Here is a 25,967-nt window from a genome sequence, read left to right on the forward strand (position 1 = left end):
TACCTGGTTCTTCACGCCACCGAGTGGGTGATCGTGCCGGTGTACCGGCCGGCGACGGCACCGGGCGGGACGGTGATTCGCAGCGTGGGGTTCCAGGTCGCGGTGGTGTTGCGGTCGCCACCGGTCACGGTGAACGCCGTGCGTGGACTGCCCAGTGACTGTGCCTGCGCGGAGGTGGGTTGTCCGGGGGTGAACGTGCCGGTGCCGGTGGTCGTGACAGCCTGCCCGGACCAGTAGGCCACGTTGCTCCGGGAGATGGTTCCCGTGGCGCCGCCGGTGGACAAGTTGGTCGCTGTCACGGTCGCCGTCCAGGAGGACGGAGTCTGGCATCGCTGGTCGGTGACGGTCACGGTCCCGAGCAGGCCGCTGATCGTCTGACCGGGTGGCGTGCTGCCGTAGTCCCGGGTGCCGGGCACGGTGACCGACAGAGAACCGGTCGGAATGATTCTCAGCAGGGCGCCGCTGTTCTTGGTTTCGACGGTGTCGACCACGGCCCTGGTGAGGTTGGCCGAGCCGGTGTCGACCAGCAGCTTCGCCGACCGCAGGTAGACGCCACCGGCGGTGGTGGCCGCGCCCGCGCCGGTGATTCTGACCTGACCGGCGTTGTTGCGGTCGGAGATCAGCGACAGGCACGAGTATGCGCCGGTGGTGGGGGCGCTGATGGTGACGGTGGCGCCGGCTTCGTTGGCGTAGAACGCGCCGGACGCGTTCGCCGAACACGGCGTCGGGTAGGTCGAACAGGCCAGGTAGATCGTCACACCGGTGCCGGTCAACCGGCTACCCGATCCGGTGACGAGGAGTCGTTCCGTCACCACGTAGGTGCCCGGGTTGAGGGTCAACCGGCCACCACTGCTGACCTCGATGGAGCGGTAGACGCCGGGGTTGGCGGTCGCGGTGCCGCCGGAGCGGATCACGCTCGGGTACGGGGTCGGCGGAGTGGCCGGGCAGGCGGGAGAGGCCGGACACAGGATCAGGGCGGAGTACGGGTCGGTCCCGGCGGGCCGGTTTGTCGGGGTCGGATTGAAGGAGCCGACGAACCCGGCAGGGGCGCGGGGGCCGCCGATTGTTCCGGTAGCGGTCACCGACCCACCGCTGTAGACCCGCGCCGCTGTCGTGTTGGTGGAGTTGACCAGGATCGAGCCGGTGACCTGAATGGACCCGGGGTCCACCCGCAGCGCTTCCGGGCCGGTCGGTTCCAGCACGCACAGGGTTGCCGTGCACTCGGTCTGAGCCTGCGCCGGACCCGCCGGCGCCACGACGCATGCGGCGGCCATGGCTACTGTACCGGCGGTGCGCAGCAGACGAGCGCGCCATCGGCCGCCCCGCGTTCGAACGCGCCGGCGCCCCGTCACCACCACATCCACCTTCACCACGGTGTCCAAAATAGCACCTTATGGGCGAATATGACGATGGATGGTTGCCTGGGCTGTGGGTGGGCGGGGGCGTGGCTTCTGTCACCAGCGGTCGACGTCCGTGATCAGCTGCGCAACGGATCGGATGAGCGCCCGCCATACCAGATGTGGGGCATGATCGGGGCGTCGTCCACAGTGGCCCGTTCGTCCACAGATCCTGAGGTCGGAGACCGCCGACCCGCGCGGTAGCGGCCTAGCCTCACCCCCGTGTCGTACGACGAGGAGGCGGTGGTGCGGGAGCGACTGCACCGGGTGCTGCCGGCGGTGGATGTGGCGGCGCCGGTTTCGGCCGGTACCCGGCGGGGCGCGGTCGAGGGTCGTCCTCTCCCGACCGGCGTGCCGCCCGGTGGAGGCGACCTGGCCGGCGTGCGTACCGGCCGGCCCCCACCATCGCCCGGGCAGGTGGACGACGTCCTGTCGATCACCGTCAACCCGCGCCCGCCGTCCGACGCCGAACCCCTCACACCGATGGATTCGGGTCACCCACGGAACGCGGCGATTCCGGCCGGGCAGGACGACGGTGACGGCCCTTCGCGGTTACCTGGGCCGGGGGCGTTCGATCCGGGGCGGCGCGGCGTACGAGTGCTGGCCGTCGTCGCTGTCCTGGTGGTACTCGGCGCCGCGTTCTGGGCGTGGCGCTCGCGTCCGCAGGCTGAGCCGGTCGCACCAGTGGCGGATTCGGTCGGGCCGTCCGCCCTCGCCGGGTCCGAGCCGTCGGCGACGCCCGGGGGCGAGCTGGTGGTGGCGGTCGCCGGAAAGGTTCGCCGGCCGGGGCTGGTGCGCGTACCGGCCGGTGCCCGGGTCGCCGACGCCGTGCAGGCGGCCGGGGGAGCGCTGCCGGGCGTGGACGTGGCCCTGCTGAACCTGGCCCGCAAGGTCGCCGACGGGGAGCTCATCCTCGTCGGGGTCGCCGCACCACCCGGCGTGGCTCCGGCCGGGCCGGCCGCGGGCGCCGTGCCGGGAGCGGGCGGCAAGGTGAACCTGAACACCGCGACGCTGGCGCAGCTCGACGCGCTGCCCGGGGTCGGGCCGGTGCTCGCGCAGCGCATCCTCAGCCACCGGGACCAGCAGGGCGGCTTCCGGTCGGTCAGCGACCTGCGCCAGGTCGACGGCATCGGCGACGCACGGTACGAGCAGCTCAAGGACCTGGTGACGGTGTGACCGGCCACCGTGAACCGCCGGGCACCCAGGACGTACCGGATCTGCGGCTCGCCGGTCTGGCGGTCACCGCGTGGCTGTCGGCGCTGGCCGGGTTGCAGCTCGGCGCCCGGACGGCGGTCCTCGTCGCGCTGGTCGCCGCCGTGGCGGCCGGTGCCGGCGCGCTGCACCTGCTCGGCCGCCTTGGCCGGCCGGCCGCGCCCGTGCGCCGGCACGGTTGGATCGCCGTCGCCGTGCTGCTCGGCGTGGTGTGCGGGGCGAGCGCCACCGCCGCGCGGGTTGCCGTGCGGGACGCGGCACCGGTCCGCGCCCTGGTGGAGTCCGGTGCCACCGTCACCGCCGACCTGGTCGTCCGGGACGATCCCCGCGCGGTACGCGGCGTCCCCGGACGACCCGCCATGTTCCTGGTCCCGGTGGAGTCGACCCGCTTCGTCGGGCCGGACGGCGGTAGCGTCGAGGCGCGGGTGCGGGTTCTCGTCCTCGCCACCGATCCGGCCTGGCGGGGACTGCTGCCCGGGCAGCGGCTGACCGCCGAGGGCCGACTGGCTCCTCCGCGCGGCGGCGACCTGACCGCCGCTGTACTGCGCTCCACGCGACCTCCGGCCGAGCATGGAGCGCCGCCGACGTCCCAGCGGGCCGCCGGTGCGCTTCGCGCCGGACTCCAGGACGCCTGCGACCCGCTGCCGGACGAGCAGGGCGGCCTGCTGCCCGGGCTGGTGGTGGGTGACACCAGCCGGTTGCCGTCCACCGTGGAGGAGGACTTCCTCGCCACCGGGATGACGCACCTCACGGCGGTCTCGGGGTCCAACGTGGCGATCATCGTGGGCGCGGTGCTGCTGCTCGCCCGTTGGGGGCGGGCGGGTCCCTGGCTCGCCGCCGGTCTCTGCGCGGTCGCGCTGGTCGGTTTCGTGATCCTGGTCCGCCCGTCGCCGAGCGTGGTCCGGGCGGCCACGATGGGCGCGATCGGGCTCGCCGCGTTGGCGGTCGGCCGGCCGCGGGCGGCGCTGCCCGCGCTGGCCGCGGCGGTGACCGTACTGGTGCTCGTCGACCCGGAGCTGGCCGGTGACGCCGGCTTCGCCCTCTCCGTGCTGGCCACCGGCGGGCTGCTGCTGCTCGCCCCGCGATGGCGGGACGCGCTACGCCGCCGCCGGGTGCCGGCCGGCGTCGCCGAGGCGGTGGCGGTACCCGCCGCCGCGCAGCTCGCCTGCGCGCCGGTCGTAGCGGGGATCTCCGGCACGGTCAGCCTGGTGGCCGTTCCGGCGAACCTGCTCGCGGTGCCCGCCATCGCACCCGCCACGGTGCTCGGCGTGGTGGCGGCGGCGCTCTCACCGCTCTGGCCGGCCGGGGCCGGGTTTCTCGCGTGGCTGGCGAGTTGGCCGGCGTGGTGGCTGGTCACCGTCGCGCACCACGGGGCCCGCGTGCCGGCGGGAACGCTGCCGTGGCCGGACGGTGCGGCCGGGGCCCTGCTGCTGTCCGGGCTGACCCTGGGGCTGCTGGTGGCGGCCCGGCGCCCGGTGGCCCGCCGGCTGGTGGCCGTGGTTGCCGTCGCCGCCGTGCTCGGCGCCCTGCCGGTGCGCCTGGTGGCGTCCGGGTGGCCGCCGGCAGGTTGGGTGGTCGCCGCGTGCGCGGTGGGGCAGGGCGACACGGTGGTGCTGCCGGTCGGTCCGGGGCGGGCGGTCGTGGTGGACGCCGGGCCGGATCCCGCCGCAGCAGACCGGTGCCTGCGCGGGCTCGGCGTCCGGGAGGTGCCGCTGCTGGTGGTCAGCCACTTCCACGTCGACCACACCGGCGGCCTCGCGGGCGTGTTCCGGGGACGCCGCGTCACCACGGTCCTGATTCCGTCCTGGCCCGAACCGGCTGCCGGGCGGGACCTGGTACGGGCCGAGGCGGCGGCTGCACCCGCGGACCTGGTGACCGTCCCGGCCGGTTGGCGTTACCGGGCCGGCGGTGTCGAGCTGACCGTGGTGGGACCGCCCTATCCGCTGCGGGGCACCCGCTCGGACCCGAACAACAACTCCCTGGTACTGCTCGCCACGGTCGGCGGGGTGCGGATCCTGCTCGCCGGGGACGCGGAGACCGAGGAGCAGCGCGCTCTGCTCGACCGGCCCCCGCCGGGCGGGCTCCGGACGCACGTGTTGAAGGTCGCTCACCACGGGTCGGCGTACCAGGATCCGGCCTTCCTCGACGCGGTCCGTCCGGCGGTCGCGCTCGTACCGGTGGGGGCGGGCAACACGTACGGGCACCCGAACCCGGCCGTGCTGGGCCGCCTCGCGCGGGCCGGCGCCCGGGTGCTGCGCACCGACGTCGACGGTGACGTGGCGGTGGTGGTCCGGCCGTCCGGCCTCGCCGTGGTCACGCGAGGCCAGGATCAGGAACGACCCGCCTAGGCCTATTGTCAAAGTTGACGGCAGTAGAGATAAATGTCTGGATTTGCGCTGAGTGCGGGGTCCGCGAGCGGAGTCCGGACGACCAGGCTGGCGCAGGCGGCCGGCCGTGCGAATATGGGCGGCGTGACCGCCGTCAGCCTCGCTCCCATTGTGCTCGTCCTCGGCGACGAGGAGCTGCTCGCCACGCGCGCGGTCACCGAGACGATCGCCCGCGCCCGCAGCGTGGATCCCGACGTGGACGTCCGCGAGTACCAGGCCGGCACGTTGACCGTCGGTGAGATCGCGGAGATGCTCAGCCCGTCCCTCTTCGGCGGGCCGCGACTGCTCGTCCTCCGATCCGGCCAGGACGCGCGCAAGGACCTGACGGGCGCGCTGCTCGCGTACGCGAAGAACCCCGACCCGGACGTCCACCTGGTCGTGCTCCACCTGGGCGGTGCCAAGGGCAAAGCCTTCGCGGACGGCCTGAAGGCGGCCGGCGCGACCGTCGTCCCGGCGACCAAGCTGAAGGGCCACCGCGAGCGGGTGGCCTTCGTGCGGGACGAGATCCGCCGGGCCGGCGGCCGGTGCACCGACGACGCCGCCGAGGCGCTCATCGCCGCCGTCGGCAACGACCTGCGTGAGCTGGCCGCCGCCTGCTCCCAGCTGATGGCCGACACCGACGGGAAGATCAGCTCCGACACGGTGGCCCGCTACTACCGGGGCCGGGTCGAGGTGAGCGGCTTCACGGTCGCCGACGCCACCATGGTCGGGGACGTCCCGGCCGCGCTGGAGGCGCTGCGCTGGGCGCTGCACGTCGGCGTGGACCCGGTGCCGATCGCGGACGCCCTCGCCGACGGCGTGCGCACCGTGGCGCGGGTCGCCTCCGCCGGGCGGGGCAGCCCGTACCAGTTGGCGAGCACCCTCGGCATGCCGGCGTGGAAGATCGAGCGGGCGCAGCGGCAGGCGCGCGGCTGGACGCCGGAGGGGCTCGTCGACGCCATGCAGGCCGCCGCCGAGTGCAACGCGGCGGTGAAGGGCGGCTCCGACGACCGGGCGTACGCCCTCGAGAAGGCGGTCTTCTCGGTCGCGGCCGCACGGCAGGGCGGCGCCCGGTGACCGGAGCCATGCGCGGGACGTGGGCCACCGTGGCGGCCGACGAGGAGCGGTACCGGCCGCTCTACGCCCGCGTTCTCGGGTTGCGGTTCGTCAACCCGGGCGGCGTGCTCTGCTTCATCTTCTTCGAGGGCTCCGTCGCCCTCGCCGCGCTGCTCGCCCTCGCCGAACTGGTCACCTGGTGGGCCGTGCTGGTCCTGCCCGCGACGGTCGCGGTGATGGTGAAGCTCAACGACCTGGTGGCCGCACGGGTCGTCCGCTCCGCGGCGCTCGTGCCCGAGCAGGAGCGGGACCGCTTCCGGCGGCAGATGGAACCGGCGGTCGGCACCGCCCGCGTCGACTGGATCCGGCACAGCGTGCCCGGCGTCGTCGTCTCGTCCACGCCGGGCAAGCCCCTGCCGCCCTCGCTCCGCGAACCGACACCGCCAACCGCGCCCTGACCCAGCGGAACCGGCTCGACCCGCGGCCTTCGTGACACAGTCGCACCACGCCGTCCTGAGGCAGACCTTCGAAGATCTTGGACAGGCCGAAGCCCCGGGCAGGTCGCCCGGGGCTTCCGGTCAGGTCTTCAGACGCCGGGTCAGGCGGAGAAGGACGCCACGCGCTTGGCGATGGCGGACTTGCGGTTCGCGGCCTGGTTGGCGTGGATCACGCCCTTGCTGGCGGCCTTGTCCAGCTTGCGGGTGGCCTCCTGCATGAGCACGGTGGCCTGGTCGACGTCGCCGGCCTCGGCGGCCTCGTGGAACTTGCGAATGGCGGTCTTCAGCGACGACTTGACCGACTTGTTACGCAGCCGGCGCTTCTCGTTCTGCCGGTTGCGCTTGATCTGGGACTTGATGTTCGCCACGCGACAGCCTCGTCTTGATAGCTCGGGTTGGTCTGGTTCCACGCGCCGCGAGCATGCGTCATCGCTGCGCGAAGAGCCAGGCTACCAGGTCGCCCGGGGACGGACCAAAACGCCTCCCGGCCACTCGTGCCGGTCGGCACTCCGGGCGCCACGACAACGCTGGCCGGGCGGCCTGGTCACGCCGAGGTGCCCGGCTCTGGTGGCTCACGTCCAGCCCTGGCGGTGGGCGAGCCAGGCGAGCGCCCGGTCGCCGCTGCGGCGTTGGTGGAGCGGCAGCCGCTCGGTGGCGGTCGGCGGCGTCGTCGACGCGGTGGTGAGGAAGTAGCCGGCCAGGGCGGCCAACGTGACGTCCAGCGCGTCCAGCGGCGCGCCGGCGGCGGCCGGGTGCGCGGCGAAGGCGGCGTCCAGCCCTTCGGCGAAGGCGGCGTCCAGCCCTTCGGCGAAGGCGGCGTCCAGCCCCTCGGCGTCGGGTACCGGAGCCGCACCGGCGGGAGCGAGCGCCGCCGGCCCGGCCTCCGGCCCGGGGGCGTACCCGCCGAGGAGCAGGGTCACCAGGTCGAACCAGGCGGGACCGTGGCAGAGCCAGGTCCAGTCGCACAACCACGCCCGCCCGTCCGCGTCGAGCAGGATGTTGTCGGGGCGCAGGTCGCCGTGGATCAGCCCGGTCGCCTCGGCGGCGTACGCCGGGAGGCGGGACTCCAGCGCGACCAGCTCGGGCAGCCGCCGCTGGAGGCGGGCGGGGAGCGCCGGCAGCGGCTCCCGACCCGCCGCCACGTCAGCCCAGCGGAGGATGTCGTCGCGGGCCAGGTCGGCCAGGTGGGGCGGGTCGAGCGCCGTGAGGTCGGCGGGCGGCGCCGCCAGCAGGGCGGCGACATCGGCGTACGTGGCCAGCGTCGCCGCCAGCTCCGCCGGTTCCCAGGGCTGCCGGGGCGGGTGCCCGTCGATTACGCCCAGGCCGAGCGCGAACCAGCCCGCCTCGTGCAGCGTCCAGCGCGGGCCGGGCGCCGGTATCCCCGGCGGGAGCCGGTCGAGGACCGCGGCCTCCCGCGCGTACCAGTCGGCCAGGTGCGAATTCCCGGGCGCGGCCTTGACGAAGACCCGCCCGCCGTCGGCGGCGGTGAGCACCCCGGCGTACCCGCGGGTGAAGCCGTCGGCGGCGGCGGTGGCCGCGACCACCGGGGCGCCGAGGCGGTCGGCGAGCGCGGCCCGCAGGCCGACCGGCAGCTCCGACCACCCGGGCCGGCGGGTGGTGATCGGGTACGGCGGTGAGCTGGTCACCCCTTCAGTGTCGTACGCGACGGGGATACTGCCCGGGTGATTGGGTCCGATGACTTCCGGGCGCTGCTCGGCGTGTCGGCGACCGCCGCCGGTGAACCGGCCGAGCTGCGGCGCCGCTACCCGCGGCTCGCCGTGCCGTTCCCGCTGCCGGCGGGGGCCGGCACCGGCGTCTGGGAGACTGCCAGGCCATGAGGACCGACGACTTCTGGCAGCTGATCGACCAGGCCCGCGCCGGGGGCGGGGGAGAGCCGCACGCGGTCGCCGCCCGGGCGGTCGCCCTGCTCGCGCAACGGGAGCCGGAGGAGATCGTCGGGTACGCGCGCCACCAGGCCCGCGTGCTGGCCGCGTCGCACCGGGTGGATCTGTGGGGTGCGGCGTACCTGATCAACGGCGGCGTCTCCGACGACGGCTTCCACCACTTCCGGGGTTGGCTGATGACCCAGGGTCGGGCGGTCTTCGCCCGGTCGGTCGCCGATCCCGACTCGCTGGCCGAGGTGCCCCAGGTGCGCGCCGCGTCGCTCTCCGGCGAGGAGTTCGCCTGCGAGCAGATGCTGACGGTGCCGTGGGAGGCGTACCGGAAGGCGACCGCAACCGACCTCCCGGCGGAGCGTGACCCGGTCCCGGTGCCGGATCTGAACGACTTCTGGGACTTCGACGACGAGGACGAGGCCCGCCGCCGGCTGCCGAAGCTCGCCGCCCTGTTCGTGGAGCCGCCCGGCGAGTGACGACGGCCGGCCGTCGTCCGGCGCTTCGCGCCGACCGCGGCCCGCCGGCCGCCGGCACGCACCCCGTCGGCCGGCTGCCGCTGGCCGGTGCGCCCCGCTGGCGGAGCGGGGTTCGCCCGCGCAGCGGGCACGCGGGGGCGACGTGGGAGCATAGAGGGGGCCGGCGACGCCGGCCTGCTCAACGTCAGCCGACCAGAACGGACCGCTGTGCCACCGACGCTCGATCCCGGCGCGAATGCTCCTGGTGCCACCGACCCCGGGCGGATCAGGAACTTCTGCATCATCGCCCACATCGACCACGGGAAGTCGACCCTGGCCGACCGGATGCTGCAGCTCACCGGCGTGGTCGACCCCCGGCAGATGCGTGCGCAGTACCTCGACCGGATGGACATCGAGCGCGAGCGCGGCATCACGATCAAGAGCCAGGCCGTCCGGATGCCGTGGACGATCCGCGAGGGCGACCGGGCCGGCGAGACCGCCGTGCTCAACATGATCGACACGCCGGGGCACGTGGACTTCACGTACGAGGTGTCGCGGTCCCTCGCGGCCTGTGAGGGCGCGATCCTGCTGGTCGACGCGGCCCAGGGCATCGAGGCGCAGACCCTCGCGAACCTCTACCTGGCGCTCGAGAACGACCTGCACATCATCCCGGTCCTCAACAAGATCGACCTGCCGGCGGCGCAGCCGGAGAAGTACGCCGAGGAGCTCGCCCACCTCATCGGTGGCGACCCGGCGGACTGCATCAAGGTCTCCGGCAAGACCGGCGAGGGCGTGCCGTACCTGCTCGACGAGATCGTCCGGCAGTTCAAGCCGCCGGTCGGGAACGCCGAGGCGCCCGCGCGGGCGATGATTTTCGACTCGGTGTACGACGTCTACCGGGGCGTGGTCACGTACGTCCGGGTGATCGACGGGCGGATCAGCGCCCGGGACCGGATCAAGATGATGTCCACCGGCGCCACCCACGAGCTGCTGGAGATCGGTGTCATCTCCCCGGAGATGGTGAAGGCCGACGCGCTGGGCGTCGGTGAGGTGGGCTACCTGATCACCGGTGTGAAGGACGTCCGGCAGTCCCGGGTCGGTGACACGGTCACCATCAACTCCCGGCCGGCGAGCGAGCCGCTCGGAGGCTACAAGGACCCGAAGCCGATGGTCTACTCCGGCCTCTACCCGATCGACGGGTCCGACTACCCGAACCTGCGTGACGCGCTGGACAAGCTGAAGCTCAACGACGCCGCGTTGACGTACGAGCCGGAGACCTCCGGGGCGCTCGGCTTCGGCTTCCGCTGCGGGTTCCTCGGCCTGCTGCACCTGGAGATCATCCGGGAGCGGCTGGAGCGGGAGTTCAACCTCGACCTGATCTCCACGGCGCCGAACGTGGTCTACCGGGCCCTCCAGGAGGACGGGGAGGAGGTCGTGGTGACCAACCCCAGCGAGTACCCCACCGGCAAGATCGCTGAGGTGTACGAGCCGACCGTGCGGGCCACCGTGCTGACTCCGAACGACTACGTCGGCGCGGTGATGGAGCTGTGCCAGGGCCGCCGGGGCAGCCTGCTCGGCATGGACTACCTGTCCGCCGATCGGGTGGAGCTGCGCTACACGCTGCCCCTCGCGGAGATCATCTTCGACTTCTTCGACCAGCTCAAGAGCCGCACCAAGGGGTACGCGTCGCTGGACTACGAGCCCTCCGGCGAGCAGTCGTCGGACCTGGTGAAGGTCGACATCCTCCTGCACGGTGAGCCGGTCGACGCGTTCAGCGCGATCGTGCACAAGGACAAGGCGTACAACTACGGCACCAGCATCGCGGCGAAGCTGCGGAACCTCATCCCGCGCCAGCAGTTCGAGGTGCCGATCCAGGCGGCCATCGGCAGCCGGGTGATCGCCCGGGAGACCATCCGCGCGATCCGCAAGGACGTCCTGGCGAAGTGCTACGGCGGTGACATCAGCCGGAAGCGCAAGCTGCTGGAGAAGCAGAAGGAAGGCAAGAAGCGGATGAAGATGGTGGGCCGCGTGGAGGTCCCCCAGGAGGCCTTCATCGCCGCGCTCTCCTCCGACTCCGGCGACGGCAAGGCACCCGGCAAGAAGTGACCGCCGCCGGCGATCGGCCGGCGCGACGACGTACCCGAGCGACAGCGCCCTCACCTGCGCCGATGCCGTTCAGGCGGGAATCGACGCAGGGGAGGCCATCGACGAACGAGGAGATCGCCGTGGTGTGAGTCGGTTTGGGCTTCCGACGGGTCGGGCATTGAGGGGGCACGACAGGAACACCACCACGGTGGACACAATTCGTGAAGGAGGGCGACCGTGGAGCTCACCGTTTGGGGCATCATCACCGCGCTCGTCGTCGGTCTGATCGTCGGCGCGCTGGGCCGCCTGGTCGTGCCGGGCCGGCAGAACATGCCGATGTGGCTGCACATGCTCATCGGTGTCGGTGCGGCGCTGCTCGGCACCGTGCTGGCGCGGGCCATGGGCATCGCCACCGAGACCGCCGGCATCGACTGGGGCGAGCTGCTGGTCCAGGTTGTGCTGGCCGCCATCGCCGTGGCTCTGGTGGCCGGGGTGGGGCGACGACGCAGCGTCGGCCGCTACTGACAACTGAATCTCGCCTCGGGCGCCCGACCGGCAGGTCGGGCGCCCGTCGTGTGTGCGGGGCCGACGGGGTGCCCGGTCTGGTACTTCCCGGCCCAGGCTGTCCCGCAAGGTCGGTTTGGTTTTCCGGCGGGTCGGGAACTGTGGGGTCACCACAGAAGCACCACCCGACACGGACTCACACTTCCCGTTAGGAGAACGACCGTGGAGCTGACCGTCTGGGGCATCATCACCGCGCTGATCGTCGGTCTGATCGTCGGCGCGCTGGGCCGTCTGGTCGTGCCGGGCCGGCAGAACATGCCCATCTGGCTGCACATGCTCATCGGTGTCGGCGCCGCGCTGCTCGGCACGATCATCGCCCGGGCCTCCGGCTTCGCCGACACCGCCGGCATCGACTGGCGTGAGCTGCTGCTGCAGGTCCTGCTGGCCGCCGTCGCGGTGGCCCTGGTCGTGGGCGCCGGCCGGCGCCGCGGCATCACCCACCGGTAAAACTCGCACAGCCTGAACAACGGGCGCCCGGCCTCCTGGCCGGGCGCCCGTTCGTCCTGGTGCGGCCGCTTTCGACCCGGTCCCGTCCCGCCCGCCGGCGGGCCACCTGCGGTACGGTCGCCACGCTTCGCCCCGGCCGCCACTGTCGTAAAGGATTTTTACGTACTAAGGTGCGGCGGAGAAGGTTAGTGCCAAGCGGCGCGAGGGAGATAGTGGCGTGAACAGGTGGAAGCGGCTGGCCCCGGTCACCGCCGTCGTGGCCTCGGCCGCGATGGTGCTGACCGGTTGCGGTGGCTCCGACGACGACAATGCGGCTGACAACAGCAAGCTGACCGTCTGGATGATGGGCGAGGGCAGCGAGGCGCAGACGACGTTCCTGGACGGCGTCGAGGCCGAGTTCCGGCAGAAGCACCCGAACACCGACGTGGTGGTCCAGTACGTTCCCTGGCTGGAGGCGCCGAAGAAGTTCCAGGCCGCCCTCGCCGGTGGAGAGGGACCGGACGTCACCGAGCTGGGCAACACCGAGACCCAGGGCTGGGCCGCCCAGGAGGCGCTCGCCGACGTGACCGGCAAGTTCGGCGGCTGGGCCGAGGGCAAGGACATCCTCCCCGACCTGGTGAAGAACGCGCAGCTGGACGGCAAGCAGTACGGCGTGCCGTGGTACGCCGGCGTGCGCGGCATCTACTACCGCACCGACTGGTTCGCCGAGGCCGGCGTGCAGCCGCCGAAGACCTGGGACGACCTGATCGCCGCGGCCAAGGCCGTGCAGGCGAAGAAGCCCGGCACCTACGGCATCGCCGTGCCCGGCAACTCCGAGCTGCCCTTCTACTCGTTCCTCTGGGGCGCCGGCGCGGAGATCGCCACCAAGGAGGGCGACAGCTGGAAGTCCGGCCTGAACACCCCCGAGGCGCAGAAGGCCGTCAAGTTCTGGACCGACCTGGTGACCGTGCACAAGGTGGCCCCGCCGGCCGCCGCCGGCTGGAACGAGATCGACGCCCGGACCCAGTTCGCCACCGGCAAGGCGGCGATGGCCTTCGCCGGTAGCTGGCAGCAGGGCGCCATCAAGAAGGACAACCCGGAGATCGAGAAGGTCTGGGGTACGTTCCCGATCCCCGGCCCGGACGGCCAGCCCGCCCCCGCCTTCGCCGGTGGCTCCGACGTCGCCGTCTGGAAGGACAGCGAGCGCCAGGACCTCGCCTGGGACTACCTGACGGTGCTGCTGAGCAAGAAGAACGACCAGGCGTTCGCCGAGAGCCTGGGCTTCTTCCCCGTCTACCAGGACCTGGTCGGCGGCGAGAAGTACACGAACGACAAGGTCATGGCGTCGTTCGCCACCGCCATGAAGAACACCAAGCTCACGCCGCTCACCCCGAAGTGGGTCGAGGTCAGCCGGACCAAGACGGTGACCCAGGCGATGAACAGCTCGGTCATGAAGGGTCAGAAGACGGTCGAGAAGGCCACCGCCGACGCGGCCGCGGAGATGGAAAGCATCCTCAACGCCAAGTGACCACGCTGACCGAGGCGCCGGAGACGGCCGCCGCGCGGGAGACCCCCGCGCGGCGGCGTCGCCGGGTGGACCGCCTCCCGTACCTGCTGCTCCTGCCCTGCCTGGTGATCATCGCGGTGCTGCTGCTCTGGCCGCTCGGCCAGGTGGTGGCGATGTCCTTCTTCCGTCTGAACAACGTGCGGCAGCTGCGCGGCGACCGCGAGTGGCCGTGGGTCGGCCTGGGGAACTACACCGACATCCTCGGTGACCCGTTCTTCTGGACGGTGCTGCGGAACACCGTGCTCTTCGCCGCCGCGAACGTGGCCCTGACGATGGTCCTCGGCACCCTGGTCGGGCTGCTGCTCAACCGGCTCGGCAAGCAGATGGTCGCCTTCGTGGCGAGCTGCGTGATGCTGGCCTGGGCCACTCCGGCGCTGACCGGCACGATCGTCTGGAAGTGGATCTTCGACGACACCAGCGGGCTCGTCACCTGGCTGTTCAACGCGCTGCCCGACGGCCTGTCGCAGGCGCTGTTCGGGCACAGCGACTGGACCGGCTACGGGTGGTTCAACTCGCCCCTGCTCTTCTTCGCCATCCTCACCCTCGTGGTGGTGTGGCACTCCTTCCCGTTCATCGCGGTCAGCGTGCTCGCCGGGCTGAAGAGCGTGCCGGGCGAACTGCACGAGGCGGCCCGGGTCGACGGGGCCGGCCCGTGGAAGGTGTTCTGGCAGGTCACCTTCCCGCTGCTGCGGCCGGTGTTCGGGATCCTGGTCGTGCTCTCCACGATCTGGGACTTCAAGGTCTTCACGCAGTACTTCGTCCTCGCCGGGGGCACCCAGGACCGCTCCACCTTCATGCTCTCGGTCTACTCGTACGCCGAGGCCTTCTCGCCGCCGCCCAAGTACGGGCTCGGCGCGGCGGTCGCGGTGATCCTGACCGTGATCCTGCTGGTGGTGACCGGCGTGTACGTCCGCATGGTGCTCAAGCAGGAGGAGGACGCGTGAAGCGGCTCGCCCTCAACGGCGCCGGTCTGCTGGTGGCGCTCTTCGCGGCGTTCCCGGTCTACTGGATGATCGTCACGTCCCTGAAGCCGAGTTCGGAGATCTTCTCCAGCACCCCCCGGCCGGTCCCCGGCGAGCCCACGCTGGAGCACTACCGGCAGATCCTGACCGGCAACCTGATCCCCGGCGTGACCTTCGCCGACTTCTTCCTCAACAGCGTCCTGGTGGCCGGCGCGACGGTGCTGCTCAGCGGCCTGGTCGCCTTGCTCGCCGCGACGGCGGTCGCCCGGTTCCGGTTCAACCTCCGGACCAGCTTCCTGATCATGCTGCTCGTGGTGCAGATGATCCCGCTGGAGGCGCTGGTCATCCCGCTCTTCCTGATGGTCCAGCGGCTCGGGCTCTACAACACGCTGCCCAGCCTCATCCTCACGTACCTCGGCTTCTCGCTGCCGTTCGCGGTGTGGATGCTGCGCGGCTTCGTCGCCGCGGTCCCCAAGGAACTGGAGGAGGCCGCGGCCATCGACGGGGCCAGCCGGGCACAGACCTTCCGGCGGATCCTCTTTCCGTTGGTCGCGCCCGGACTGGTGGCCACCAGCATCTTCTCGTTCATCACCGCCTGGAACGAGCTGATCTTCGCGTTGACGTTCATCAACGACCAGGACCGCTACACGCTGCCGGTGGCGATGACGTTCTTCTTCGGCCGGGACGACACCGCGTGGGGCCCGGTGATGGCCGCCTCCACGATCTTCACCCTGCCGGTGATCGTCTTCTTCCTGCTGGTGCAGCGTCGGATGGTCTCCGGCCTGGTCGCCGGCGCCGTCAAGGGCTGACGCCCCGGCCGGTGCGGACGATTAGGCTGGGCGCCATGACGGGCAGGGTGGCAGCGGTGAACCTCGGCATCGTGACCGAGGCGCAGTGGGCGGGCGACGCAAGCGGCCGCAGCGGCATCGACAAGCGCCCGGCGCCCGGCCCGGTGCGCGTCGGCGCGGAAGGGCTCGCCGGTGACTTCATCGGGGAGCGCGCCCACCACGGCGGCCCGGACAAGGCGGTGTACGCGTACGCCGAGGAGGACGCCGCCTGGTGGGCGGCCGAGCTGGACCGGCGGATCGGTCCGGGCGCCTTCGGCGAGAACCTGACCACCCACGCCGTCGACGTGACCGGCGCGGTGATCGGCGAGCAGTGGTCGATCGGGTCGGTGGTGCTCCAGGTGACGATGCCGCGCACGCCGTGCACCACGTTCGCCGGGTTCTGGGGCGTACCGGATCTGATCAAGCGGTTCACCGTGCGCGCCCGCCCGGGTGCGTACCTGCGGGTGCTCCGCGAGGGTGAGATCGGCGCGGGGGACCCGGTCCAGGTGGTGGACCGGCCCGCGCACGGGGTGACGATCGGCGAGGTGTTCCGGGCGTTGAACCTGCAACCGGAGCTGCTGCCCCGGCTGCTCGACGCGGAGGACCTGCCGTCGTGGATCCGGGAGAAGGTCCGCCGCCGCGTCACCGCCGCCGGCTGAGGCCGCGCCCGCGCCGCCGCCGGCTGAGGCCGCGCCCGCGCCGCCGCCGGCTCAGGTCGCGGCGAAGACCTCCGCCACCACGCGGGCGGTCGGTTCCGTGCCCGTCACCCGGTCCCAGGTGCCCTTCTCGGCGGTCCACTGCCGGTCGCCGAAGCGGACCAGCCGCACGCCGTTGTCCTCGGCGTGCGACACGAGCCAGTGCGCGTACCGCCAGCCGCCGCGCTCGTCGTCGGGCGTGAGCGTGAGGCCGGTCAGGCTGACCGCGGCGGCCGTCGTGGCGAGCCCCCAGTCGAGCGTCAGGCCCTGGGTCAGGGCGGCGGTCGCCGCCGCGCCCCGGCGCAGCGGATTGTCGCCGACCGTGCAGGCGACCGCGCCGGTCGCGTGCGCGAGCAGCGCGCGGGTCAGCACCTCCGACTCGTCGGCCCACTTCTGGTACGCCTCGGGGAACGCCGACCGTTGCACCTTCTGCGCGGCGTCGGTGACCCGCATCCGCTCCCAGCCGCGCACCTTGGCCAGGGCCGCGTAGAACTTGTTGGCGGCGTACCGCGGGTCGCGGATCTGCGTCGGCGTGCCCCAGCCCTGGCTCGGCCGCTGCTGGAACAGGCCCACCGAGTCGCGGTCGCCGCCGGCCAGGTTACGCAGGCCCGACTCCTGGTACGCGGTGGCGAGCGCCACCACGACGGCCCGGTCCGGCATCCCGCGCTGGATGCCGATGGCCGCGATGGTCGCCGCGTTCGCCATCTGATCGGCGTCCAGGGCCACCTCGCCGTCCGCCTGCACCGTGCACGTCCGCGCGGCGAGCGGCAGCCTGAGCCGGTCGCCGAACTGCCGGAGGACGATGAACAGCCCGACCACGGCGACGAGAACGAGGACCACACCACCCGCGACGACTGCCCGAGTTCGCACCTGCACCCCCAGTCTGACAGTTCGACAAGCGTACGTCCCCCGTCGCGCCCCTCAAGTCGTCCGACCGGTTCCGGACGGCTCCGCCGGGCGTGGCCGCGACGGTCGTGCCGCCGTGGCGGGCGCGGAAACCGCAGGTCAGCCGGGCGAGGGGCGGACGGGGCCTTCCCGCGTCACCGCGCGCGGAAACCAGCTACTCGGCCGGTACCCAGCTCGCCGGCCGCTTCTCCCGGAACGCCAGCACACCCTCCCGCCCCTCGTCGGACAGGAAATAGCCGGTCGACAGCGCGGCCAGGTCGGCGATCTCGGCGCGCAGGTCCGCGGCGGCCGGGCGGCGCAGCAGCGCCTTGGCCCCGGCCAGGGCGCCCGGCGCGCCCCGGACCAGCGAGTCGCAGTAGCCCGCCACCGCGTCGTCCAGCTCCGCCGCCGGCACCGCGGCCGTCACCAGGCCGATCTCGGCGGCCCGCCGCCCGTCGAAGGTGTCCCCGGTGAGGTACAGCTCGGCCGCGGCGCGCGGGTGCAGCCGGGGCAGCACGGTCGCGGAGATCACCGCCGGGATCACCCCGATCCGAACCTCGGTGAACGCGAACGTCGCCTCCTGCGCGCACACCGCCAGGTCGGCCGCCGCGATCAACCCCAGGCCGCCGGCCCGGGCGGGCCCGGCGACCCGCGCCACCACCGGCTTCGGGCACTCCCGGACCGCCGCGAGCACGTCACCCAGCATCCCGGCCGGCACCGTCCCGCTGGCGTACGCGGCGGCGGTCTCCTTCAGGTCGGCGCCGGCGCAGAAGACCGGCCCGGTGTGGTCCAGCACGACCACGCGGACGGCGTCGTCCGCCACCGCGGCGGCGAGGCCGTCGAGCAGCTGGGTCATCAGCGGCGTGGAGAGCGCGTTGCGGTTGTGCGGGCTGTCCAGGGTGAGGGTGGTCACCCCGCGGGCCGTGGCGACCCGCACGAGCGCGTCCGGAGAGGTCATGCCGGGCAGACTAGTGGCCATGCCCGGCGTCCTTCCAGAAGGTGAGACCGTCCCCGCCGACGGTTCGCTGCCCACCACCGCCCTGACCTCGGTCGGCGCGCGCGGTTTCGGCGTGTACGTGCACGTCCCCTTCTGCGCCAGCCGCTGCGGCTACTGCGACTTCAACACGTACACGGCCACCGAGCTCGGCGGCGGCGCCGGCCGCGAGGAGTACGCGGACACCGTGCTGGCCGAGCTGGCCCTCGCGGCCCGGGTGCTGCGCGACAACACGCCGCCCCGGGTCGACACGGTCTTCGTCGGCGGCGGTACGCCGACCCTGCTCCCCGCCGACGACCTGGCCCGGATCCTCGACGGCGTCGACCGCACGTTCGGGCTGGCCGTCGACGCCGAGGTCACCACCGAGGCCAACCCCGAGTCGGTCACGCCGGAGTCGTTGGCGGCCCTGCGGGCGGCCGGCTACACCCGCATCTCGCTGGGCATGCAGTCCGCCTCGCCCGGGGTGCTGGCGATCCTGGACCGTCGGCACAGCGCCGGCCGGGCCGTGGTCGCCGCGCGGGAGGCCCGCGACGCCGGGTTCGAGCACGTCAACCTGGACCTGATCTACGGCACGCCGGGGGAGGGCGCGGAGGACTTCGCCGCCACGCTCGACCAGGTGGTCGCCGCCGGCGTGGACCACGTCAGCGCGTACGCCCTGATCGTCGAGGAGGGCACCCGGCTCGCCGCCCGGATGCGGCGCGGCGAGCTGGCGTACCCCTCCGACGACGTCGCCGCGGACCGCTACCTGGCCGCGGAGGCCGCCCTCGACGCCGCCGGTTTCTCCTGGTACGAGGTGTCCAACTGGGCGCGGACGCCGGCCGCCCGGTGCCGGCACAACCTGCTGTACTGGACCGGCGGGGACTGGTGGGGCCTCGGCCCGGGGGCGCACAGCCACGTCGGCGGCGTGCGCTGGTGGAACGTCAAGCACCCCACGGCGTACGCGAAGCGCCTCGCCGCGGGGGAGTCACCCGGCCTGGCGCGGGAGGTGCTGACCCGCGACGAGGCGCACATGGAGGACGTCATGCTGCGCCTGCGGCTCGCCTCCGGCCTGCCGCTGGACGTGCTGGACCCGGCCGGCCGCGCCGGCGCCGAGCGCGCGCGGGCGGCCGGCCTGCTGGCCGACGCCGACCACGCCGCCGGCCGGGCCGTGCTCACCCTGCGCGGCCGGCTGCTGGCCGACGCCGTCGTGCGCGACCTGCTTCCCTGATTGGCGCGGCTCGGGGCCGGTCACGTCGGCCCCGAGTGGCGCCGACCGGCCGGGGGAGCGGCCGGTCGGTGCTCACTTGATGAAACTCGCCGACATCGGGTAGCGGTACAACGTGCCCTCGTTGGCCTTCACCCCGGCGATCGCGCCGAAGACGATGCCGATGATCGTCGCTGCCACGCCGACGAAGAAGCCGACGATGATGCAGGTGAAGATCCAGCCCACCAGCGCGATCACCGACCAGATGATCTGGAAGTTCAGCGCGGCGAGCGCGTGGGCCCGTACGGTCGGCGACTGGTTACCGCGGGCCATCAGGGCGACCAGCGGGGCGACCCAGCCGAAGACACCGCCACCGACGAGCATCCCGAGCGCGCCGCCGAAGTGCGCGATCAACGCCCAGGTCTTGTCCTCGTTGTTCGCGTAGCCGGCGGGGGCGCCGTAGGCGCCGCCGGTCGGGTAGCCCGGGCCAGGTGGTGGGTAGCCGCCGGGTGGGGGATAACCGCCGGGCGGAGGGTAGCCGCCCGACGGCGGAACGTCACCGGTGGGCGGCGGATAGCCGCCGGGCGGGGGATAGCCGCCCGGGCCCGGTGCCCCGGACAGTGGTGTGGTCGGCTCGTCGGAGCCGGGGACGGTCGGGTCCGGCTCTCCCGCTCCGGGAGGGCGAGGTGGTTCAGTCATGAGGATCACGGTAGGGGGAGCGCACAACGGGGCACCAGAGCAGAACCGTCCCGGATGTCCGGATGAACGGCCCTGGCGAATCCGCCGCCGGGACGCGTCATCCGCCCGACGTTGATCATCGCGGCGCGGGCGGTGCCGACGTAGACTGGCACTCGCTACAGTCGAGTGCCAGGATGGCGCCGGGCAGCGGCGGCCGACGCGCGACAGGAGGTGGGCCCATGGGTCTCGACGACCGCAAGCTCGCGGTACTGCGCGCGATCGTCGAGGACTACGTCGCCACGCAGGAGCCGGTCGGCAGCAAGGCGCTGGTCGAGCGGCACCAGCTCGGGGTCTCCCCGGCGACCGTCCGCAACGACATGGCCGTCCTCGAGGAGGAGGGCTATATCCGGCAGCCGCACACCAGCGCCGGCCGCGTGCCCACCGACCGTGGCTACCGGCTCTTCGTGGACCGGCTGTCCCGGGTCAAGCCGCTCAGCCCCGCCGAGCGCCGGGCCATCGAGCGCTTCCTGCTCGGCGCGGTCGACCTGGACGACGTGGTGCACCGCACGGTACGGCTGCTGGCGCAGCTGACCCGGCAGGTCGCCGTCGTGCAGTACCCGAGCCTGGCCCGCTCCTCCGTGCGCCACCTGGAGCTGGTGCCCATCTCCACCACCCGGCTGATGCTCGTCATGATCGCCGACACCGGGCGGGTCGAGCAGCGCCTCGTCGAGATGCCGGGGCCGATCCCCGCCGACGACGTCACCGACCTGCGCCGGCTGGTCAACGAGAAGCTGGTCGGCACCCGGCTGTCCGAGACGCCGCCGCTGGTGCAGGCGCTGGTCGACGAGGCCTCGGCCGAGCTGCGCCCGGCCATGGCCACGCTCTCCACCGTGCTGCTGGAGACGCTGGTCGAGCGGCACGAGGAGCGCATCGCGCTGGCCGGCACCGCCAACCTCACCCGGGGCGGCCTGCTCGACTTCCAGGGGTCGCTGCGTCCCATCCTGGAAGCGCTGGAGGAGGAGGTCGTGCTCCTCAAGCTCATCGGGGAGGTCGAGCCGAGCACGATGCGGGTCCGCATCGGCGACGAGAACGAGATCGACAATCTCCGCTCGACCTCGGTGGTGAGCACCGGCTACGGCCCGGGGGCCACCATCGTCGGCGGCCTCGGCGTGTTGGGGCCGACCCGGATGGACTACCCCGGCACCATCGCCACGGTGAGGGCCGTGGCACGCTACGTGGGCGACCTGCTGGCCCAGAACTAGGCAGTACCGTCCGGCCGCTCCGGCCGGCGGCCGGCGCAACGCGAGACGAACATGAGGACACGGAACGCAGTGGCCAGGGACTACTACGGCATCCTCGGTGTGAGCCGGGACGCCTCCGACGACGAGATCAAGCGCGCGTACCGCAAGCTGGCGCGTCAGTACCACCCGGACGTCAATCCGGATCCGGAGGCGCAGGAGAAGTTCAAGGACATCAACGCCGCGTACGAGGTCCTCTCCGACGACCGGAAGCGGCAGATCGTCGACCTCGGCGGTGACCCGCTCGCACCCGGTGGCGGGGGTGCCGGCGGTCCGGGTGGCCCCGGCGGCGCCGGCCCGTTCGTCGGCTTCCAGGACATCATGGACGCGTTCTTCGGGGGCGCGGCCGGTGGTGCCCGCGGCCCGCGCCCGCGTACCCGGCCGGGGGCTGACGCGATCCTGCGGCTCGAGCTGGACCTGCACGAGACGGCGTTCGGCGTCGAGGCCCCGATCACGGTCGACACCGCCGTGCTGTGCACCACCTGCGCCGGCGCCGGCACCGCCGCCGGCACCCACCTGGCCACCTGCGAGGCGTGCGGCGGCCGCGGCGAGGTGCAGTCGGTGCAGCGCACCTTCCTCGGCCAGGTGGTCTCCGCTCGGCCCTGCACCGTCTGCCAGGGCTACGGCACCACGATCCCGCACCCCTGCCCGACCTGCGCCGGTGACGGCCGGGTGCGCACCCGCCGCTCGCTCACCGTCAAGATCCCGGCGGGCGTCGAGGACGGCATGCGGATCCGGCTGGCGCAGCAGGGTGAGGTCGGCCCGGGCGGCGGCACGGCCGGCGACCTCTACGTGGAGATCCACGAGCGCCCGCACGACGTCTTCTCCCGCAAGGGCGACGACCTGCACTGCCGGGTCACCGTCCCGATGACGGCGGCCGCCCTGGGCACCCGGCTGACCATCAAGACGCTCGACAGCGAGGAGCCGGTGGACGTCAAGCCCGGCACCCAGCCGGGCAGCACGCTGCGGCTACGCGCCCGCGGCGTACCGCACCTGCGCGGCACCGGTCGCGGTGACCTCTACGTCCACCTCGACGTGCGGACCCCGACCAAGCTCGACGCCGAGCAGGAGAAGATGCTGCGCGAGTTCGCCCGCACCCGGGGCGAGGAGGTCGCCGAGCTGACCAAGCAGGGCGGCTTCTTCTCCCGGATGCGGGACGCCTTCAACGGCCACGCCTGACCGTCCGCGGCCCGGCGACCGGCCGGGCCGCTAGCCTGGTGATCGTGTCCGCGCCGCTGTTCCTGGTCGACTCGCTGCCCACCGCCGACCGGATGACCCTGGACGGCCCCGAGGGGCGCCACGCCGCCACCGTGCAGCGGCTCCGGCCCGGCGAGCGACTGCTGCTCGCCGACGGGCGGGGCAGCACGGCCGCCGCGGTGGTCGGCGCCGTCGGCAAGGACACGCTCGACCTCGAGATCACCTCCCGGGGGTACGCGGACGCGCCGGTCCCCCGCCTGGTCGTGGTGCAGGGCATCGCCAAGGGGGACCGGGGCGAGCTGGCCGTGCAGGCGATGACCGAGGTCGGGGTGGACGAGATCGTGCCCTGGGCGGCCGAACGATCGATTGTCCTCTGGCGCGGTGACCGGGGCGTACGGGCCCGGGAGAAGTGGGTGACGACCGCCCGGGAGGCGGCCAAGCAGGCCCGCCGGCCCTGGCTGCCGGTGGTGGCCGGATCACCGGACGAGTCGACGACGCAGGTGGGCCGCCGGCTCGGCGGTGCCGCCGCCGCGTTCGTCCTCCATGAGGGAGCCGAGGAGCGGCTGACGACGGTCGGGTTGCCGGCGACCGGTGAGATCGTGCTGGTGGTCGGGCCGGAGGGGGGCATCGCCGACCGCGAGCTGGACGCCTTCGCGGAGGCCGGTGCCCGGCCGGTGCGGCTGGGCCCGTCGGTGCTGCGCACCTCGACGGCCGGGGTGGCGGCCCTGGCGGTGCTGTCCGCCCGCCTCGGCCGCTGGTAGGCCACCGGCGACCGGATCCCGCCCGCCACCGGGCCGGACGGCCCGGCCCCACCCTCCGCCGCGTTCCCTTTGCTCTGCTTCAACCGGCGCACAGGTTTCGCGGCGATTCCGCTGCGTCCGTTGAAGCAGAGCAAAGGGGCCACAGCGACCTGTGGTGGCCGGCCGCGGGCGCGCCCGGGCCGAGTCCCCAGGCGAAGAACGTCGACGCCGACGTCACCGGGCTCAGCTGCGCAGGTAGGAGGCGCCGTTGAGATCGACGATGGTGCCGGAGGCCCACTCCGCCTCCGGGGACGCCAGCCAGTGGACCGCGGCGGCGATCTCCTCCGGCCGGGCCACCCGGTTGAACGGGGACTGCGCCCGGACCGCGTCGCCGCGCGGCGACTTGAGGTGTTCGTTTGTCATGTCGGTCTCGACGAAGCCGGGCGCGACGGTTGCCACCCCGATGCCGTACGGGGCGAGAGCCACCGCGAGGGACTGACCGAGCGCGTTCAGGCCCGCCTTGCTCGCCCCGTACGCGGGATTGCCCGGTTCGCCGCGGAAGGCGCCCCGAGAGGAGACGTTGACGATCCGACCGCCCCGCTCCCGCATGTGCTGGGCGGCGCACCAGCACGCGTTGGCCGCGCCGAACAGGTTGGTGTCGACCACCGCCCGCCAGCGCTGCCGCCACTGCTCGTAGGTGGTCTCGAACACCGGGTGGGGCGGGTCCGCCGGCCCGAACACACCGGCGTTGTTGACCAGTACGTCGAGTCCGCCGAGGCGTTCCGCGGCCTCGTCCGCCATCACCCGGACGGCGTCCGGGTCGGCCAGGTCGGCGCGGACCACCACGTGGCCCGCGCCGGGCAGGTCGACGCGGAGCGCCTCCGCCAGGTCCGCCGAGTCCCGGTGGTGGATCGCCACCCGGTCCCCGCCGGCCGCGAACGCGCGCGCCACCGCCCGCCCGATGCCCCGCGAGGCTCCCGTCACCAGCACCGCCCGTGATGTCACGGCGGCCATCCTGCCGTAGCGCAGCGGCGCTGTTGACGCCGGACCCGGCCCGGACGCCACCGGCCCCGGCGCGGCCGGCCCCCGGCGACCGGCGGTGCGGCCTGGTGCGCCCGGGGTTGTTCGCCCGCTACGGGCGGCGTTCCACCCGTGCCCTTCCTTAGACTGCCCCGGTGAGCACACCTGACTGCCTGTTCTGCCGCATCGTCGCCGGCGAGATCCCGGCCACCGTCGTCCGGGAGACGCCTACCACGCTCGCCTTCCGCGACATCGGCCCGAAGGCGCCGGTGCACGTGCTGGTGGTCCCCAAGGAGCACTACGCGGACGTGGCCACCCTCGCCCAGGGCGACCCGGGGCTCGCCGGCGAGGTGCTCGCCACGGCCACCGCCGTCGCCGAGGACGAGGGGCTGCTCGGTGACGGCTTCCGGCTGATGTTCAACACCGGGGCGTACGGCGGCCAGGAGGTCTTCCACGTGCACGCGCACCTGCTCGGCGGCGCCCCGCTCGGGCCGATGCTGGCGCGGAACCTCGCGTGACGCCGGCGGACCGCCTGGACCGCATGGTGCGGCAGGTCCAGGCGCGGGCCCGGATACCGGCGGTCTCGGCGGCCCTGCACCGCGCCGACCGTCCGCTGTGGACGTGCGCGGTCGGGGGGACCGGGAACGACACCGCGCTGGACCCGGAGACCCGCTTCCGGATCGGCTCGGTGACCAAGACCTTCACCGCCGTCCTGACGATGCAGTGCCGCGACGACGGCCTGCTCGACCTGGACGACCCGCTGAGCCGGCACCTGGACCTGCCGGCGCACGGCGCGCTGACCGTCCGGCGGCTGCTGTCGCACACGGCGGGCCTGCAGCGCGAGCCGTACGGCGACGTCTGGGACACGCTGCGCGCGCCGGACACCGACCAGCTCCTGGCGGACCTGGCGAGGGCGGAACGGGTGCTGCCTCCGGGGCGTCGCTACCACTACTCCAACCTGGGCATGGCACTGCTCGGCCACCTGGTCGGCAGGCTGCGTGGCGGCACCTGGGCGGAGGTGCTCGCCGAGCGGGTGCTGACTCCGCTGGGTCTGACCGCCACCACCGTGGAGCCCGGCCGGCGGGCCGCCATCGGCTTCCTCGTCGACGCGTACTCCGACGAGGCGCATCCGGAGCCGCCCACCGACTTCGGCGCGGTCGGCCCGGCCGCGCAGCTGTGGAGCACGGCCGGCGACATGGCCCGCTGGGCGGCCTTCCTCGCCGACCCGGCGGCGCTCGACGCGGCCGGCCGGGTGCTCGCGCCCGCCACACTGGAGGAGATGCGCTGGCCGGTCACGGTCACCGACGAGACGCTCTGGGGCGGCGGGTTCGGCCTGGGGCTGATCCTGGTGCCGCAGGGCAAGCGGGTCATGCACGTCGGCCACGACGGCGCGATGCCCGGGTTCCTCGCCGCGGTCTACGGCCGCCGGGGCGGCGACGGGACCGCCGGCGCGATGGGCGCCGCGGTGCTCGGGTCCTCCGGCACCGCGGGTGAGCTGTTCGACCTGCCGCACCGGCTGCTCGCCGCCGCGGCGGAGCACGACCCGGCCGAGGTGACGCCCTGGCGGCCCGGGCCGCCGGCCCCACCGGAGATCCGCGCCCTGCTGGGTCGCTGGTGGGGCGAGGGTTTCGAGTACGTGTTCAGCTGGCACGACGGCGCGCTGCGCGCCCGGGGCGCCGACGACCCGGCCGGGAAGCCGCCGGCCGTCTTCGCCCCGCTGCCGGACCGGCCGGACGTCTACCGGACGGTCTCCGGTCGGGAGGTGGGTGAGCTGCTCCGGCTCACCCGGAACGGGGACGGAACGGTGATCCGGATGCACTGGGCGACGTACCGCTTCACCCGTACCCAGGAGACGTTCGACCGGTACGACTTCCGCACCGGCTGACCCCCGGCCGGCTTCGCGATCTTGTAGTTGTCGGCTCGACAAATGTCGTGAAAAGGTGCGAATCAGGGTCGGAATGTGCACGA

Annotated in this window: 26 protein-coding genes; 19 read left to right on the forward strand and 7 right to left on the reverse strand. The window is 73.2% G+C overall.

What is annotated here, in order from left to right; genetic code table 11:
• Positions 1 to 11: 11 nt before the first annotated feature.
• A complete protein-coding gene (locus AB0873_RS12635) occupies positions 12 to 1,202 on the reverse strand; it encodes a hypothetical protein (RefSeq protein WP_366599794.1) in 1,191 nt (396 codons plus the stop codon).
• Positions 1,203 to 1,619: 417 nt separating this feature from the next.
• On the opposite strand from AB0873_RS12635, the gene AB0873_RS12640 reads away from it, so the two are divergent.
• The 4 genes from AB0873_RS12640 (at position 1,620) to AB0873_RS12655 (ending at position 6,489) form a co-directional block, all read left to right on the forward strand.
• Positions 1,620 to 2,573, forward strand: coding sequence for a ComEA family DNA-binding protein (locus tag AB0873_RS12640; protein WP_366599795.1), 954 nt, complete (start codon positions 1,620 to 1,622; stop codon positions 2,571 to 2,573).
• The gene (locus AB0873_RS12645) at positions 2,570 to 4,957 is read left to right on the forward strand and encodes a ComEC/Rec2 family competence protein (RefSeq protein ID WP_366599796.1); all 2,388 of its coding nucleotides are present in this window, start codon (positions 2,570 to 2,572) and stop codon (positions 4,955 to 4,957) included. Before AB0873_RS12640 ends, AB0873_RS12645 begins: the two co-directional genes overlap by 4 nt.
• 114 nt (positions 4,958 to 5,071) lie before the next feature.
• On the forward strand, positions 5,072 to 6,052 hold the full coding sequence (gene holA, locus AB0873_RS12650) for a DNA polymerase III subunit delta (RefSeq protein ID WP_366599797.1): 981 nt from the start codon (positions 5,072 to 5,074) through the stop codon (positions 6,050 to 6,052).
• A gap of 8 nt (positions 6,053 to 6,060) precedes the next feature.
• Positions 6,061 to 6,489, forward strand: a complete 429-nt coding sequence (locus tag AB0873_RS12655) for a hypothetical protein (RefSeq protein WP_366599997.1) — start codon at positions 6,061 to 6,063, stop codon at positions 6,487 to 6,489.
• A gap of 140 nt (positions 6,490 to 6,629) precedes the next feature.
• Here the strand turns inward: AB0873_RS12655 and rpsT are convergent, their stop codons facing one another.
• Complete coding sequence (rpsT, locus tag AB0873_RS12660; RefSeq protein ID WP_366599798.1) at positions 6,630 to 6,896, reverse strand: 30S ribosomal protein S20; 267 nt, start codon at positions 6,894 to 6,896, stop codon at positions 6,630 to 6,632.
• Between the two features lie 204 nt (positions 6,897 to 7,100).
• Positions 7,101 to 8,150: an aminoglycoside phosphotransferase family protein gene (locus tag AB0873_RS12665; RefSeq protein ID WP_366599998.1), complete on the reverse strand. Its 1,050-nt coding sequence runs from the start codon at positions 8,148 to 8,150 to the stop codon at positions 7,101 to 7,103.
• A gap of 60 nt (positions 8,151 to 8,210) precedes the next feature.
• Here AB0873_RS12665 and AB0873_RS12670 point away from each other — a divergent pair, with 60 nt between their 5' ends.
• The 9 genes from AB0873_RS12670 (at position 8,211) to AB0873_RS12710 (ending at position 15,968) form a co-directional block, all read left to right on the forward strand.
• A complete protein-coding gene (locus AB0873_RS12670) occupies positions 8,211 to 8,366 on the forward strand; it encodes a hypothetical protein (protein ID WP_366599800.1) in 156 nt (51 codons plus the stop codon).
• The gene (locus AB0873_RS12675; RefSeq protein WP_366599802.1) at positions 8,363 to 8,899 is read left to right on the forward strand and encodes a DUF4240 domain-containing protein; all 537 of its coding nucleotides are present in this window, start codon (positions 8,363 to 8,365) and stop codon (positions 8,897 to 8,899) included. The genes AB0873_RS12670 and AB0873_RS12675 overlap by 4 nt, the downstream gene beginning before the upstream one ends.
• Before the next feature lie 207 nt (positions 8,900 to 9,106).
• Positions 9,107 to 10,984 carry a translation elongation factor 4 gene (gene lepA / locus AB0873_RS12680; protein ID WP_366599803.1) on the forward strand — a complete coding sequence of 626 codons (1,878 nt, stop codon included), beginning with the start codon at positions 9,107 to 9,109 and terminating at the stop codon, positions 10,982 to 10,984.
• 216 nt (positions 10,985 to 11,200) lie between these two features.
• The gene (locus AB0873_RS12685; protein WP_155330718.1) at positions 11,201 to 11,488 is read left to right on the forward strand and encodes a GlsB/YeaQ/YmgE family stress response membrane protein; all 288 of its coding nucleotides are present in this window, start codon (positions 11,201 to 11,203) and stop codon (positions 11,486 to 11,488) included.
• 201 nt (positions 11,489 to 11,689) lie between these two features.
• The gene (locus AB0873_RS12690; RefSeq protein ID WP_366599804.1) at positions 11,690 to 11,974 is read left to right on the forward strand and encodes a GlsB/YeaQ/YmgE family stress response membrane protein; all 285 of its coding nucleotides are present in this window, start codon (positions 11,690 to 11,692) and stop codon (positions 11,972 to 11,974) included.
• 217 nt (positions 11,975 to 12,191) lie between these two features.
• A complete protein-coding gene (locus AB0873_RS12695; protein WP_366599805.1) occupies positions 12,192 to 13,481 on the forward strand; it encodes a sugar ABC transporter substrate-binding protein in 1,290 nt (429 codons plus the stop codon).
• The gene (locus AB0873_RS12700) at positions 13,478 to 14,464 is read left to right on the forward strand and encodes a sugar ABC transporter permease (RefSeq protein ID WP_366599806.1); all 987 of its coding nucleotides are present in this window, start codon (positions 13,478 to 13,480) and stop codon (positions 14,462 to 14,464) included. Before AB0873_RS12695 ends, AB0873_RS12700 begins: the two co-directional genes overlap by 4 nt.
• Positions 14,461 to 15,291, forward strand: coding sequence for a carbohydrate ABC transporter permease (locus AB0873_RS12705; protein WP_155330722.1), 831 nt, complete (start codon positions 14,461 to 14,463; stop codon positions 15,289 to 15,291). Before AB0873_RS12700 ends, AB0873_RS12705 begins: the two co-directional genes overlap by 4 nt.
• Before the next feature lie 35 nt (positions 15,292 to 15,326).
• Positions 15,327 to 15,968 carry an MOSC domain-containing protein gene (locus tag AB0873_RS12710; protein WP_155330723.1) on the forward strand — a complete coding sequence of 214 codons (642 nt, stop codon included), beginning with the start codon at positions 15,327 to 15,329 and terminating at the stop codon, positions 15,966 to 15,968.
• 51 nt (positions 15,969 to 16,019) lie between these two features.
• Here AB0873_RS12710 and AB0873_RS12715 read toward each other — a convergent pair whose 3' ends face one another.
• Together AB0873_RS12715 and AB0873_RS12720 are read right to left on the reverse strand one after the other, a co-directional pair.
• Positions 16,020 to 16,880 (reverse strand): hypothetical protein, encoded by an 861-nt coding sequence (locus AB0873_RS12715; RefSeq protein ID WP_366599807.1) that lies wholly within the window; start codon positions 16,878 to 16,880, stop codon positions 16,020 to 16,022.
• Between the two features lie 184 nt (positions 16,881 to 17,064).
• Positions 17,065 to 17,847: an enoyl-CoA hydratase family protein gene (locus AB0873_RS12720; protein WP_366599808.1), complete on the reverse strand. Its 783-nt coding sequence runs from the start codon at positions 17,845 to 17,847 to the stop codon at positions 17,065 to 17,067.
• A gap of 19 nt (positions 17,848 to 17,866) precedes the next feature.
• Between AB0873_RS12720 and hemW the strand changes: the two genes are divergently transcribed.
• The gene (gene hemW, locus AB0873_RS12725; RefSeq protein WP_366599809.1) at positions 17,867 to 19,090 is read left to right on the forward strand and encodes a radical SAM family heme chaperone HemW; all 1,224 of its coding nucleotides are present in this window, start codon (positions 17,867 to 17,869) and stop codon (positions 19,088 to 19,090) included.
• A 72-nt stretch (positions 19,091 to 19,162) separates the two neighbouring features.
• Here hemW and AB0873_RS12730 read toward each other — a convergent pair whose 3' ends face one another.
• A complete protein-coding gene (locus tag AB0873_RS12730) occupies positions 19,163 to 19,765 on the reverse strand; it encodes a DUF4870 domain-containing protein (protein WP_196255851.1) in 603 nt (200 codons plus the stop codon).
• Positions 19,766 to 19,983: 218 nt separating this feature from the next.
• Here AB0873_RS12730 and hrcA point away from each other — a divergent pair, with 218 nt between their 5' ends.
• The 3 genes from hrcA (at position 19,984) to AB0873_RS12745 (ending at position 23,000) form a co-directional block, all read left to right on the forward strand.
• Positions 19,984 to 21,006, forward strand: coding sequence for a heat-inducible transcriptional repressor HrcA (hrcA, locus tag AB0873_RS12735; RefSeq protein WP_155330727.1), 1,023 nt, complete (start codon positions 19,984 to 19,986; stop codon positions 21,004 to 21,006).
• Positions 21,007 to 21,075: 69 nt separating this feature from the next.
• Positions 21,076 to 22,221, forward strand: coding sequence for a molecular chaperone DnaJ (gene dnaJ / locus AB0873_RS12740; protein WP_366599999.1), 1,146 nt, complete (start codon positions 21,076 to 21,078; stop codon positions 22,219 to 22,221).
• 44 nt (positions 22,222 to 22,265) lie between these two features.
• Positions 22,266 to 23,000 (forward strand): 16S rRNA (uracil(1498)-N(3))-methyltransferase, encoded by a 735-nt coding sequence (locus AB0873_RS12745; RefSeq protein ID WP_366599811.1) that lies wholly within the window; start codon positions 22,266 to 22,268, stop codon positions 22,998 to 23,000.
• Between the two features lie 222 nt (positions 23,001 to 23,222).
• Here the strand turns inward: AB0873_RS12745 and AB0873_RS12750 are convergent, their stop codons facing one another.
• Positions 23,223 to 23,984, reverse strand: coding sequence for an SDR family oxidoreductase (locus tag AB0873_RS12750; RefSeq protein WP_366599812.1), 762 nt, complete (start codon positions 23,982 to 23,984; stop codon positions 23,223 to 23,225).
• A gap of 170 nt (positions 23,985 to 24,154) precedes the next feature.
• On the opposite strand from AB0873_RS12750, the gene AB0873_RS12755 reads away from it, so the two are divergent.
• Both AB0873_RS12755 and AB0873_RS12760 read left to right on the forward strand, forming a co-directional pair.
• Positions 24,155 to 24,517 (forward strand): histidine triad nucleotide-binding protein, encoded by a 363-nt coding sequence (locus tag AB0873_RS12755; RefSeq protein WP_155330731.1) that lies wholly within the window; start codon positions 24,155 to 24,157, stop codon positions 24,515 to 24,517.
• A 23-nt stretch (positions 24,518 to 24,540) separates the two neighbouring features.
• On the forward strand, positions 24,541 to 25,884 hold the full coding sequence (locus AB0873_RS12760; protein ID WP_366600000.1) for a serine hydrolase domain-containing protein: 1,344 nt from the start codon (positions 24,541 to 24,543) through the stop codon (positions 25,882 to 25,884).
• The last annotated feature ends 83 nt before the right edge of the window (positions 25,885 to 25,967 follow it).

Source organism: Micromonospora sp. NPDC047707 (assembly GCF_040704235.1).
GTDB lineage: Bacteria > Actinomycetota > Actinomycetes > Mycobacteriales > Micromonosporaceae > Micromonospora.